The following is a 12,626-nucleotide window of genomic DNA, read 5'->3' on the forward strand; positions in this document are numbered from 1 at the left end:
GCGCGGGCGCGAGCGGCCTCGTGCTCGCTCTGGCAGGATGCGGACAGGGCGAGGAGGTGCGCATGGGTGCGTTCGGGATCGATGGTCTGGCGATCGGGCTGCTGGTCGTCGTGGCCGTGTGGGCCGCGGTCTGCGTCTGGGCCGTCGCCAAGCTCCTGAGGATGGACGTCGCGCTCGTGTCGAAGGTCGTGTGGGGCCTCGCGATCCTCGCGTTCCCGATCGCGGGCCTCATCGCGTTCCTGCTGCTCGCCGACCGCACGCCGCAGCTCGAGCGCGAGGTCGGCATCCGGCGGTACTGAGGCGGTCGCCGGGCGCCCCTCGCCGCGGCCGCACGGGCGGCGGGCGTAGGGTGCCGCCATGGACCTCGCCGTCATCGCCAGCATCGCCGCCGTGCTGGCGGCCGCCGTGCACGCGTACATCTTCGTCCTCGAGACGCTCCGCTGGGAGGCGCCCGCCACGCGCCGCATCTTCGGCACGACGCCCGAGCACGCGGCGGCGTCGAAGCAGCTCGCCGCCAACCAGGGCGTCTACAACCTGCTGCTCGCCGTCGCCGCGGTCGCCGGTGTCGTCGTCGCGCTCGCCGGTGCGCGCGAGACGGGCCTCGCGGTCGTGCTCGTCGGGACCGGCATCATGCTGTGCGCCGCGCTCTACCTCGTCGGCACCGACCGCTCGAAGGCGCGGCCGGCCGTCATCCAGGGGCTGTTCCCGCTCATCGCGGTCGTCACGGCGCTCGTGGCGATCGGGCAGGCCACCTGATGCCGGGACTCCGGATGCCGGGCCGGACCCTCGCGAGGGCGGCGCTCGGCGGCGCCCTCGTCTTCGCCGGGATCGCGCACCTGACGTTCGCGCGGCGCGACTTCCGGGCGCAGGTGCCGGAGACGGTCGTGGAGCTCTCGCCCTTCTCGACCGACCAGGTGGTCGTCGGATCCGGCGTGGCGGAGATCGCGCTCGGGTCAGCGCTGCTGCTCGCGCCGCCCTCGCGACGGCCGCTCGTGGGGACCGTCGCCGCAGCGTTCTTCGCGGCCGTGCTCCCCGGCAACATCTCGCAGTGGGTGCACCGGCGCTCCGCCTTCGGCCTCGACACCGATGAGCGGCGCTTCGGCCGGCTCTTCCTCCAGCCCGTGCTCGTCGCGTGGGCGCTCTGGGCGACGCGGCGGTAGTCGCGCCGGGTGGTCTCGAGACTCGTGCCGCCCGCGGCGGCGCGCTCCTCGACCAGCGGGTGGCTCAGTCGTCCTTGCGGGAGAAGATGCCGAGCAGGCGGCGCTTCCGGTGCGTGGGACGCTCACGGGGACGCTCCCGCTCGACCGCCTCCCGCTCGCGCGCGTCGTCGCGCTCGCGCTCCGCATCCGTCCGGTCGTCGTGCGCCTCGCGCAGCTCGCGGCCCTGCGCCTCGAGCTCGTCGCGCTGCGCCGCCTTCTTCTCGACCTTCTTCGTGCCGCGGGGCGGCAGCTGGATCGCCGACTCCGCCTCGATGCCCGCCTGCAGCTGCCGAGCGCGCTCGACCTCCGCGTCGACCTCCGCGCCGAGCAGCAGCACGATGTTGAAGATCCAGAGCGCGAACAGCAGCGCCATCACGGAGCCGATCGCGCCGTACGAGCTGTAGCCGGCGAAGAAGGCGAAGTAGAGCGACAGCGCGACCGCCGCGATGGCGATGCCGACGATGGCGACGACGGAGCCGATGCTCACCCAGGTGAACTTCGGCTGCTGCAGGTTGGGCGCGAGGTAGTAGAGCAGCGCGATCATCGCGACGACGAGCACGAGGATGACCGGCCACTTGACCCACGCCCAGATCGGCAGGAAGGTCTGGGTGAGGAAGCCGAGCACGCCGCCGAGGCCGAGCGGCTCGGCGAGCGGGCCCAGCACGGCCGTCACGAGGGTCTCGGTGAGCGCGAGCGACACGAGGATCGCGACGATGCCCACGAGCAGGGCGAGCGTGATGAGCAGCATCGTCGCCGTCTGCTTCACGAAGCCGCGGCCCTCCTCGATGCCGTAGACGATGTTCATGCAGCGCGAGAAGGCCTTGACGTATGCGGAGGCCGACCAGACGGCCGTCGCGATGCCGATGACGAGCGCGGCGACGCCGACCGAGCTCTCGCCGAGCACGGTCTGCACGAGGTCCTCGACGAGCGGCCTCGCGGTGTCCGGCAGGCGCTGCACGAGGCCGTCGATGCTCCCCGTGACGGCGCCCGCGTTGCCCGCGAGCACGAGCGAGATGATCGAGAAGACCGCGAGCAGGCCGGGCGCGAGCGAGAGCACCGTGTAGTACGTGAGCATCGCCGCGAGGTCGGTGCCGTGGTCGCTCGAGAACTCCTTCATTGCCCGCTTGAGCGCGTACTTCCAGCTGTCGCCCTCGAGGCGCTGCGGCTGCTGCGGCTTGTGCGCGGCGTCCGGCGGCGGGGCGTCGGCCGCGTCGAGGGTGGCGTCGATCGGGTCGGTGCTCGTCATGTCAGGGTCCTTCCGCCAGTGCTGGCTGAGGCTCGGAAATGTACCCCACCCGGTCGCATGGGGGACAAGCGTGCGATGCGCGGATGCTGAGCGTGAGCCGGATGCCCGGCTAGGTTGAGCGCGTGCAGCGCAGCATCCCCCGCATCCCGCCCGACCGCGACCTCTCGATCGACGCCGTGCGGGCGGTGTGCCTGCCGATCGTCGTGCTGCTGCATGCGCTGCAGATGGGCATCGGCGGCGATCCGCTGCGAGCATCGAACGCGCTCGACGGCTGGCAGCCGCTCGCGTGGGCCACGTGGGTGCTCATGATCATGCCGACGTTCTTCATCGCCGGCGGCTTCGCCGGCATCACCACCTGGCGGCGGCTGCGGCACGCGGGCGAGACGGTGGGCCACTACGTGCGCATCCGCACCCTCCGGCTCGCGCGACCCGTCGCGACCGCGATGGCGGGCGTGCTGCTGGTGCTCGTGGCGATGCTGGTCGCGGGCGTCGACGTGGAGCTGCTGCGCACCTTCGCCGTGCGGCTCGCGGAGCCGCTGTGGTTCATCGCCGTCTACGTGCTCGTCACCGCGTTCGTGCCCCTCATGTCGTGGCTGCACCACCGCGCCGCCTGGGCGACCTACTTCGGCCTCGCCGGCGCCGCGGTCGCCTGCGACCTGCTGACGCGCTTCGCCGGCATCCCGCTCCTGCCGCTCAACTGGCTGCTCGTGTGGCTGTTCGTGCAGCAGCTCGGCTTCGGCGTGCGCGACGGCTGGTACGCGAAGCGGCCGCGCCGGCTGCTCGTGGGGCTCGCGGTCGCCGCGTACGCGCTGCTCGTCGTGGCCGTCTTCGGCCTCGGGTACTCGAACGACATGCTCGACAACCTCAACCCGCCGACGTCGACGATCATCCTGCTCGCGCTCGCCCAGTGCTACCTCTTCACGCTGCTGCAGCCCGCCATCCGCGCCCTCATGCGGCGGCGGCCCGTGCTGCTCGCGGTCGGGGCGCTCGGCACCTTCGGGATGATCGTCTACCTCTGGCACACGGTCGCGATGGCGCTCGTGCTCTGGGCGCAGCTCGCGGTCGGTCTGCCGTTCCCCGAGCCGCTCTCGCCGTCGTGGTGGTGGACGCGCATCCCGTGGGTGCTCGCGATCGCGGCGGTGATCGCGCTGCTGTGCCTCGTCGTGCCGCGGCTCGAGCGGCTGTGGCCGGAGGCGCGCGACCGGCGGACGCCCGCGTGGGCCGCGTGGGCCTGGTCGGTCGTCGCCGTGGTCGGCGTCGGCTGGACGCTCGTGCTCGGCTACCTGCCGCTGCAGCAGGGGCTCGTGGGGCTCGCGCTCGTGCTCGTCGCAGTGGTCGGCCTGATGGTCGGCGGTCCCGGCCGCGGGGCGGAGCCGCGGCCGGGCGTCGCCGAGCGGCGGGAGGGAGCGGTGCGGCGCTGAGGCGGGTGGTCGCGAGACGCGTGCCGCCTGCGGCGGCGCGATCCTCGACCAGCGGATGGGGGACGCGCGCGCAGGCGTCAGGAGGCGGGCAGCAGGATGCCGTCGAAGTGGGCCGCCAGGAGGTCCGGGCGGTCGAGCGGCAGCACCGCCGAGACGAACATGTCGGGGCGCACGACCACGACGGCGCCCTCGCGCGCGACGCCGCGGCGCTCGAAGATGTCGTCCGCCTCGTCGGCGGCGTAGACGAGCTCCTCGTCGATCACCTGGAACGGCCCGAAGCGCGGCCGGAACACGGTCGGCACGTCGCCCGGCTCGACATCGTCGTGCGACTGCTGCCAGATGACCTTCACATCGAGCACCGAGCCCGCATCCGTGCCCTCCACGTGCGTCGTCACGTACGGCGACTCGGGCGACGTGCGCAGCCACTCCGCCCACGCCTCGAGCGCGCCGCCCTGCCCGGGCGCCTCGGGGCCGGCGAAGGCGTAGAGGCGCCAGCGGCCGTCGGCGCGCATGTGGTGGCCGAGCTCGACCGGCACGGCGTCGCAGACGCGCACGACGGGCGCCGACCAGAAGCGCTCGCCGATCGGGAAGCCCGTCGCGAGCGCCTGGTGCTCGCCCGTGCCGGTGATCCGCGAGGGCTCGTAGTGCGTCGCGAAGCCCGAGGCCTGCCGCTCCGAGCGCAGGTAGTGGGCGGTGACCTCCTTGGGGTCGATGCCGCCGAGCTCGGGATGCGCGGGGTCGAGGGTGCGCGCGCCCATGAGCGTCGACCACTCGCGGTCGAAGTCGATGAGCCGCTGCGCGACCACCTGGCGCTCCTCGGAGTAGGTGTCGAGGATGGCGGCGGGGCTGCGGCCGGCGAGCACCGAGCCGAGCTTCCACCCCAGGTTGAAGGTGTCCTGCATCGACACGTTCATGCCCTGCCCGGCCTTCGCCGAGTGCGTGTGGCAGGCGTCGCCGGCGATGAAGACGCGCGGATGCTGCTGGCCGCGCCGCTCGGGCGCGACGTCGTCGAAGGTGTCGGCGACGCGCTGGCCCACCTCGTAGACGCTCCACCAGGCGACGTGCCGCACCTCGAGCCGGTAGGGCGCGAGGATCGCCTGCGCCCGCTCGACGATCGTCTCGATCGGCGTCTGCCGCACGGCGTGGGCATCCTCGGGCGCGATGTCGCCGAGGTCGACGTAGATGCGCACGAGCGCGTTGCCCTCGCGGGGGATGAGCAGGATGCTGCCCGCGGCCGACTGGATGGCGCACTTCGTGCGGATGTCGGGGAAGTCGGTGTCGACGAGCACGTCCATGACGCCCCACGCGTGGTTGCGGGAGTCGCCCTGCAGGTGGCCGCCGATCGCGCGGCGCACGACCGAGCGGGCGCCGTCGCAGCCGACGGCGTACTTGGCGCGCACGACGCGCTCGGCGCCGACCGGCTCGCCCTCCGCCTCCACCGTGCGGCGGAACGTCGCGACGACCGGGTGGGCCGATGCATCCGCCTCGTCGGCGTCCTCGACCACCAGGTCGAGCAGCTCCCACCCGTAGTCGGGCGCCATGCGGCTGGGGGAGTGGCGCATGTACTCGGCGAAGTAGTCCTGCACGCGCGCCTGGTTGCAGATGACGTGGGGGAACTCGCTCAGCTCCGAGTCGGGCAGGCCCGCGGAGTCGATGGCCTTCTCGGCGCGGTGGATCCGCGTGCGGTCGGCCGGGTCGGGGCGCCAGAACTGCATCTCGGTGATGCGGTACGCCTCGGCGAGCAGCCGCTCGGCGAAGCCGAACGCCTGGAACGTCTCGATGGAGCGGGCCTGCAGGCCGTCGGCCTGGCCGCGCTCGAGGCGGCCGCCGCGGCGCTCGACGACGCGCGTCGCGACGTCCGGGTACATCGACAGCTGAGCGCCGAGCAGCATGCCGGCGGGGCCGGTGCCGACGACGAGCACGTCGGTCTCCTCCGGCAGCGACGCGGGCCGGTCGAGGCCGTGGCCGGCGGCGGGCAGCACGCGCGGATCCTCGTCGACGTATCCGTGGTGGTGGAACTGCATGGCCTCTCCTTCGAGGTCGCGGGCCGCGGCGTCGCGGCGCCACGGGTCAGTAGCTGTCGGTCGCGCGGGTCGTGGGCGCGGAGTCGTCGGTCGCAGCGTCGCCCGGCTCGCGCCGCAGTTGCGCCACGGCGGCCTCGGCGCCGCGGGCGAGGATCGTGACGTCGGCGCCGACGACGACGAACGCGGCGCCGCGGGCGACGACGCGGTCGGCGTCCGCGGGGGCGAACGCGTTGACGCCGACGGGCGTGCCGACGCCGCGGACGGCGTCGACCGTCGCGTCGACGGCCGCGACGACGTCGGGATGGCCGGGGTCGCCCGGGTGCCCGAGCGAGCCGGCGAGGTCGGCGGGGCCGATGAACACGCCGTCGACGCCGTCGACCGCCGCGATGGCGGCCGCGTTCGCGACGCCCTCGGCGGTCTCGATCTGCACGAGCACGCTCACGTGCTCGTCGGCGGCGCCGACGTAGCCGGCGATGCGGCCCCAGCGGGAGGAGCGCGCGAGCGCCGAGCCGATGCCGCGGGCGCCCTCGCGCGCGCCGGCGGCACCGGGGTAGCGGGCGGCGCGCACGGCGGCGGCGGCCTGCTCGGGCGTCGAGACCATCGGCACGACGAGGCTGCGCGCGCCGAGGTCGAGCACCTGCTTGATGATGACGGGGTCGTTCCAGGGCACCCGCACCACCGTCGCGACCGGGTACGCCTCCGCCGCCTGCAGCACGGCGAGGATCTCGCGCAGGCCCAGGGGCCCGTGCTCGCCGTCGACGATGAGCAGGTCGGCGCCCGAGCCGGCGAGGATCTCGGCCGCGATCGGGTCGCCGGTCGCGTTCCAGAGGCCCACGAGCGGGCGGTCGCCCCGAGCGGCGAAGGCGTCGCGAGCGGTCGTGGGGCCCGCCTGCTGGCCGGTCACCGGAACACCGCCTCGACGACGCCGAGATCCTGGTACTCGACGCGCAGGCGGTCGCCCGGGTGCACCCAGACGGGCCGCGTGAACGAGCCCGCGAGCACGAGGTCGCCCGCCTCGAGCCGGTCGCCGTGCTGCGCGAGCTTGCCGGCGAGCCACGCGACGCCGTGCGCCGCGTGCCCGAGCACGCCGCCCGAGACGCCGGTCTCGACGACCTCGTCGTTCACGACGCACATCGCGCCGACCCACGAGAGGTCGCGGTCGCGCGGGCCGATCTCCGCATCCCCGATCACGACGGCGCCGAGCGCCGCGTTGTCGCTGATCGTGTCGACGATCGTGCGGCCGGCGAGCTCGATGTGGGAGTCGAGGATCTCGACGGCCGGCACGACGGCCTCCGTGGCGTCGAGCACGTCGTCGACCGTGAGCCCCGCGCCCTCGAGCGGCGAGCGCAGCACGAACGCCAGCTCGACCTCGACGCGCACGTTCGACCAGCGGGCGTGCTCGAGCACCTCGCCCGAGCGGAACACCTGGTCGTCGAAGATCACGCCGTAGTCGGGCTCGGTGATGCCGGTCGCCTCCTGCATCGCGCGGGAGGTGAGGCCGATCTTGCGGCCCACGAGCCGCGCGCCGGCCTCCTCGCGCCGCGAGCGCCAGATGCGCTGGATGGCGTACGAGTCCTCGATCGTCGCGTCCGGGTAGCGGGCCGAGATGCGCTCGATCGTGGTGCGCGTGCGGGTCGCCTCGGCGAGCTCGTCGGCGATCGCGGCGACCGCCTCGTCGGAGAGCCCGCGGCCGCCGCGCAGGTGGCGCGGCGTGCTGCCCGGCTCGGTCACAGCTGATTCCCGAGCTTGAAGCCCTTCGCGGCCTCGCCGCGGTAGGTGCCGTCCTCGTCGCCGGCGCGCGTGTACGAGAAGCCGTCGGCGCCGATCGTGACCTCCATCTCGGAGGAGTCGGTGCGGGCGACGGTCTCGACGACGTTCCCGTCGAGGTCGAGCACGGGGGAGGCCTCGGTGTACCAGGAGGGCACGACGGGGTTGCCCCACCAGTCGCGGCGCTGGTTGTCGTGCACGTCCCACGTGATGACGGGGTTGTCGGGGTCGCCGGTCCAGTAGTCCTGCGTGTAGATCTCGACGCGGTGGCCGTCGGGGTCGGTGATGTAGAGGTAGAAGGCGTTCGAGACGCCGTGGCGGCCGGGGCCGCGCTCGATGTGGTCGCTCATGCGCAGCGCGCCGAGCTTGTCGCAGATCTGGATGATGTTGTGCTTCTCGTGCGTCGAGAACGCGACGTGGTGCATCCGCGGCCCGTCGCCGCCGGTGAGCGCGGTGTCGTGCACGGTGCCCTTGCGGTGCATCCACGCGGCGTAGGTGACGCCCTGGTCGTCCTTGATGTCCTCGGTGACGCGGAAGCCGAGGCTCTCGAGGTAGGCGCGGCCGCGCGGCACGTCGGGCGTGACCTGGTTGAAGTGGTCGAGGCGCACGAGCTCGCCGGCCGAGTAGAGGTCGTAGCGCATGTGGAGGCGCTCGACGTGCTCGACCTCGTGGAAGAACTCGTAGGGGAAGCCGAGCGGGTCCTGCACGCGCACGCTGTCGCCGAGGCCCTTGACGAAGCCGTCGCGGCGGCGCTCGGTGCGGCAGCCGAGCTCCTGGAACCACGCCTCCGCGCGGTCCACGTCCTCGGGCGTCCGCACCCGGTACGAGAACGCGGCGACCGCGGCCACCGGGCCCTTCCGCAGGACGAGGTTGTGGTGGATGAACTCCTCGAACGAGCGCAGGTAGATGACCTCGTCCTCCTCCTCGGTGACGTGGAGGCCCAGCACGTCGACGTAGAACGCGCGGGAGGCCGCGAGATCGGTGACGACGAGCTCCATCGAGGCGCAGCGCACGATGTCGGGCGCGGGCAGCGTCGGGGTGGGGATCGGGTTCGTGTTCGCCGGGTCGGGCGCGGTGGTGGTGGTCATGTCGCGGCTCCTCGTCGAGTGCGTGCGGGTTCGGATGCGGTGGGGGCGCGTCAGCGCGCGCCGAAGCGGGCCGTGTGGACGTCGCCGAGGGTGATGTGCACGGCCTGCTGGTCGCTGTAGAAGTCGAGCGAGCGGTAGCCGCCCTCGTGGCCGAGGCCGGAGGCCTTCACGCCGCCGAAGGGGCTGCGGAGGTCGCGCACGTTGTGGCTGTTGAGCCACACCATGCCCGCCTCGACCGACTGCGCGAAGGTGTGGGCGCGCACGAGGTCGCTCGTCCAGATGTAGGCGGCGAGGCCGTACCGCACGCCGTTCGCGAGCTCGAGGGCCTCCTCGTCGGTGTCGAAGGGGGTGATCGCGACGACCGGGCCGAAGATCTCCTCCTGGAAGATGCGGGCGTCGGGCGCGACGTCGGCGAAGACCGTGGGGGCGACGAAGTTGCCCTCGGGGAAGGCCTCGGGGCGGCCGCCGCCGGCGAGCAGGCGGCCCTCCTGCTTGCCGATCTCGACGTACGACATCACCTTGTCGAAGTGCTCGGGGTGCACGAGTGCGCCCACCTCGGTGGCCGGGTCGGACGGGTCGCCGACCACGATCCGCTCGGCGCGCGCCGCGTAGCGCTCGAGGAACTCCTCGTAGATCGGGCGCTCGACGAGGATGCGGCTGCCGGCGGTGCAGCGCTCGCCGTTCAGCGAGAAGACGCCGAACAGCGTGGAGTCGATGGCCGCGTCGAGGTCGGCGTCGGCGAAGACGACGGCGGGGCTCTTGCCGCCGAGCTCCATCGACATCGCCTTGAGGTGCGGGGCGCAGTTGGCGAAGATCAGCTGACCCGTGCGGCTCTCGCCGGTGAACGAGATGAGCGGCACGCCCGGGTGCTTGACGAGCGCGTCGCCGGCCTCCTCGCCGATGCCGTTGACGAGGTTGAAGACGCCCTGGGGCAGCTCCGCCTCCTCGAAGATGCCGGCCCAGAGCGACGCGGAGAGCGGCGTGAACTCGGCGGGCTTCAGCACGACGGTGCAGCCGGATGCGAGCGCGGGCGCGAGCTTCCACGACTCGAGCATGAACGGGGTGTTCCACGGCGTGATGAGGCCCGCGACGCCCTTGGGCTTGCGGTTCACGTAGTTCATCTGGCTGCCGGGCACCTTGTAGGTGTCGTCGCGCTGGGCGACGATGAGGTCGGCGAAGAAGCGGAAGTTCTCGGCCGCGCGCTGCGCCTGGCCCTTCGCCTGCGTGATCGGCAGGCCCGAGTCGAACGACTCGAAGGCGGCGAGCTCGGCGTCGCGCGATTCGACGATGTCGGCGATGCGGTTGAGGATCCGGGCGCGCTGGCGCGGCTTCATGCTCGGCCACGGGCCGGTCTCGAAGGCGCGGGTCGCGGCGGCGACGGCGGCGTCGACGTCGGCCGCCTTGCCGCGCGCGGCGGTCGTGTAGACCTCGTTGCCGACCGGCTCGAGCACGTCGAAGCGATCGCCGTCGATCGAGTCGACGCGCTGCCCGTCGATGTAGTGCTGGATGTGGTCGGGCAGGCCCGCGGGTCGGGTGGTCATCGGTGCTCCTGTCGGTGGGCGGCGCCGTCCTGGGGCGCGCGTCGGAGGTAGGCGTTGGGGGTCGCGAGGCGGTGGGCGCGCACGGCGAGCTCGATCTCGAGCGCGTCGGCGCCGGCCTCGACGAGGTCGAGGATGCGGTCGTGCTCGTCGACCGACTCGGCGGCGCGGGCGGGCACGAACGAGAAGGTGGAGGCGCGCAGCCGCGCGAGTCGGCGCCAGCCGCGGTCGACGAGGTCGCGCAGGTGCGCGTTGGGGCACGGGTCGGTGAGCGTGCGGTGCAGCAGCTCGTTCGTGCGGGTGAACGCGACGGGGTCGAGGTCGTCGAGCATGCCGCGCAGCTGCGCGTTGAGCTCGCGGGCGCGGGCGACGGCTGCGGCCGTGACGTAGGGCGCGGCGACGTGCGCGGCGGCGCCCTCGACGTACGAGAGGGTCTCCATCGTGTCCCAGTACTCGTGCTCGTCGATCTCGGCGACGCGGGCGCCAACGTTGCGCTCGAAGGTGACGAGGCCCTCCGCCTCCAGCCGCCGGATCGCCTCCCGCACGGGGACGACGCTCATGCCGAGCTCGGTGCCGATCGCGTCGAGCACGAGGCGCTGGCCGGGCGGGTAGGTGCCGTCGACGATTCGGTCGTGCACGACGCGGAAGGCGAGTTGCGACTTGCTCAGCTGCGCCGTCTCGGCGGTCATGCGCCGGCCTCGGCCTCGTAGCGGGCGCGCCACTCGGCGTTCATCGGGAACAGCCCGTCGACCGGGTGGCCCTCCTCGACCATCCGCGCGATGAACGCCTCCTCGGCCTCCTGCGCGACGGCCTCGTCGGCGAGCTCCTGCGCGAAGCCGGGCGGGATGACGAGCAGGCCGTCGCCGTCGCCGACGACGATGTCGCCCGGCTGCACGGTGGTGCCGCCGCACGCGACGGTCTCGTCGTGCGACCACGGCACGTGGAGGCGGCCGAGCACCGCGGGATGGCCGCCGGCGTGCCAGGTGGGCACGCCGATCTCGGTCACGACGTCGAGGTCGCGCACGCCGCCGTCGGTGATGAGCCCCGCGGCGCCGAGGTGGCGGGCGCGCAGCGCCAGGATGTCGCCGAGGGTGCCGGAGCGGGTCTCGCCCCGCGCCTCGATGACGACGACGTCGCCCGGGCGGAGCGAGTCGAAGAGCCGTTTCTGCGCGTTGTAGCCGCCGCCGTGGGCCGTGAAGAGGTCCTCGCGGTTGGGCACGTAGCGGAGCGTCCGGGCCGTGCCGACGAGGCGCTGCCCGGGCTGCGTGGGGCGGAGGCCGTCGATCGAGACGTTGTTCATCCCGCGCTTGCGCAGCAGCGACGAGAGGGTCGCGAGCGCGACGGTCGAGAGCTGCGCGCGGAGCGCGTCGGTGAGCACGGGCGCCTCGGACTCCTGGAAGTCGGCGAGCGGCCGGCCGGAGGCGTCGGACCACTGGTCGGGCGTGGGCTTCGGCTGGGCGGAGTGCGCCGGGAGGGCGTGGTCGCCGACGCGCACCGTGGTCGCGAGGCGGCCCGTGCTCACGCGCTCGCCGTCGGTCGTCGTCGCCGCGACCTCCACCTCGACCGTCTGGCCGGGCGCGAACGTCGAGGCGCCGGCCGGCGTGCCGGTGAGGATGACGTCGCCGGGGGAGAGGGTGAGGGTCTGCGAGAGGTCGGAGACGATCTCGGGCAGGGAGAAGAGCAGGGCCGCGGTCTCGTCGGCCTGCACGAGCTCGCCGTCGAGCCAGGTGCGCAGCTCGATGGCAGCGGGGTCGAGCCGGCCGGCGTCGAGCAGCGCGGGGCCGATCGGCGTCGCGCCGTCGCCGCCCTTCGAGCGCACGTTGGCGCCCTTGTCGGCCCAGCGGAGGTCGAAGACGCCGAGGTCGTTCGCGGCCGTGACGGCGGCGACGTGCGACCAGGCGTCCTCGGGGGAGACGCGGTGCGCCTCGCGGCCGATGACGAGCGCGAGCTCGCCCTCGAAGCCGAAGATCTCGGTGCCGGCGGGCACCGTCCACTCGCCGCCGGTCGAGAGGGAGGATGCGGGCTTCAGGAAGTAGCCGGGCGCCTCGGGCGTGCGGCCCTTCTGGGCGGCCCGCGCGGCGTAGGAGATGTGCATCGCGGCGACCGTGCCGGGCTTGGCGCCGAGCAGCGCCCAGGCGTCGCGGGCGGCGGCGGGGCCGCCGTGGGGGTGGGCGGCGCCGGCGGCGGGGAGGTGCGTCGATGCATCCATGCGGGCATCGTATACGATCCGTCGCGGCCGCTGTCAAGCGCGGCGAGGCGTCGTACGAGCCAATCCTGGCGGCCGACGCGGCGGTCGCGGAAGACCCGCCGAAGGGCGCTTGCCGAAGCGCGCAGGATCGTATA

General features: G+C 73.4%; 12 protein-coding genes. 4 read left to right on the forward strand and 8 right to left on the reverse strand.

The features are described 5' to 3' along the window. Positions 1 to 62: 62 nt before the first annotated feature. From IEW90_RS04680 to IEW90_RS04690, 3 genes are read left to right on the forward strand one after another with little or no spacing between them, the layout of a single operon-like run. Positions 63 to 299: a PLDc N-terminal domain-containing protein gene (locus IEW90_RS04680; RefSeq protein WP_188716533.1), complete on the forward strand. Its 237-nt coding sequence runs from the start codon at positions 63 to 65 to the stop codon at positions 297 to 299. Positions 300 to 357: 58 nt separating this feature from the next. Continuing rightward, positions 358 to 756, forward strand: a complete 399-nt coding sequence (locus IEW90_RS04685; RefSeq protein WP_188716536.1) for a DUF1304 domain-containing protein — start codon at positions 358 to 360, stop codon at positions 754 to 756. A gap of 14 nt (positions 757 to 770) precedes the next feature. Continuing rightward, on the forward strand, positions 771 to 1,160 hold the full coding sequence (locus tag IEW90_RS04690) for a DoxX family protein (protein ID WP_188716538.1): 390 nt from the start codon (positions 771 to 773) through the stop codon (positions 1,158 to 1,160). A gap of 64 nt (positions 1,161 to 1,224) precedes the next feature. Here IEW90_RS04690 and IEW90_RS04695 read toward each other — a convergent pair whose 3' ends face one another. Further along, entirely contained in the window at positions 1,225 to 2,445 is a 1,221-nt protein-coding gene (locus tag IEW90_RS04695; RefSeq protein WP_188716540.1) for a YihY/virulence factor BrkB family protein, read from the reverse strand. A gap of 122 nt (positions 2,446 to 2,567) precedes the next feature. Between IEW90_RS04695 and IEW90_RS04700 the strand changes: the two genes are divergently transcribed. After that, positions 2,568 to 3,866, forward strand: a complete 1,299-nt coding sequence (locus IEW90_RS04700; protein WP_188716542.1) for an acyltransferase family protein — start codon at positions 2,568 to 2,570, stop codon at positions 3,864 to 3,866. A gap of 77 nt (positions 3,867 to 3,943) precedes the next feature. On the opposite strand, the gene IEW90_RS04705 is transcribed toward IEW90_RS04700, so the two are convergent. The 7 genes from IEW90_RS04705 to IEW90_RS04735 are packed head-to-tail and all read right to left on the reverse strand — an operon-like array spanning position 3,944 to position 12,492. Next, positions 3,944 to 5,890 carry an FAD-dependent monooxygenase gene (locus tag IEW90_RS04705; protein ID WP_188716544.1) on the reverse strand — a complete coding sequence of 649 codons (1,947 nt, stop codon included), beginning with the start codon at positions 5,888 to 5,890 and terminating at the stop codon, positions 3,944 to 3,946. 46 nt (positions 5,891 to 5,936) lie between these two features. Then, positions 5,937 to 6,794 carry an aldolase/citrate lyase family protein gene (locus IEW90_RS04710; protein ID WP_188716546.1) on the reverse strand — a complete coding sequence of 286 codons (858 nt, stop codon included), beginning with the start codon at positions 6,792 to 6,794 and terminating at the stop codon, positions 5,937 to 5,939. Then, entirely contained in the window at positions 6,791 to 7,621 is an 831-nt protein-coding gene (locus tag IEW90_RS04715; RefSeq protein ID WP_373284713.1) for a 2-keto-4-pentenoate hydratase, read from the reverse strand. The genes IEW90_RS04710 and IEW90_RS04715 overlap by 4 nt, the downstream gene beginning before the upstream one ends. Beyond that, a complete protein-coding gene (gene hpaD, locus IEW90_RS04720) occupies positions 7,618 to 8,745 on the reverse strand; it encodes a 3,4-dihydroxyphenylacetate 2,3-dioxygenase (protein WP_188716548.1) in 1,128 nt (375 codons plus the stop codon). Before hpaD ends, IEW90_RS04715 begins: the two co-directional genes overlap by 4 nt. 50 nt (positions 8,746 to 8,795) lie before the next feature. After that, entirely contained in the window at positions 8,796 to 10,286 is a 1,491-nt protein-coding gene (gene hpaE, locus IEW90_RS04725; protein WP_188716551.1) for a 5-carboxymethyl-2-hydroxymuconate semialdehyde dehydrogenase, read from the reverse strand. Further along, complete coding sequence (locus IEW90_RS04730; protein ID WP_188716553.1) at positions 10,283 to 10,972, reverse strand: GntR family transcriptional regulator; 690 nt, start codon at positions 10,970 to 10,972, stop codon at positions 10,283 to 10,285. The genes hpaE and IEW90_RS04730 overlap by 4 nt, the downstream gene beginning before the upstream one ends. Further along, entirely contained in the window at positions 10,969 to 12,492 is a 1,524-nt protein-coding gene (locus IEW90_RS04735) for a fumarylacetoacetate hydrolase family protein (protein WP_188716554.1), read from the reverse strand. Before IEW90_RS04735 ends, IEW90_RS04730 begins: the two co-directional genes overlap by 4 nt. Positions 12,493 to 12,626: the final 134 nt, after the last annotated feature.

The sequence above is a fragment of the Agrococcus terreus genome (genome assembly GCF_014645235.1).
Lineage (GTDB): Bacteria > Actinomycetota > Actinomycetes > Actinomycetales > Microbacteriaceae > Agrococcus > Agrococcus terreus.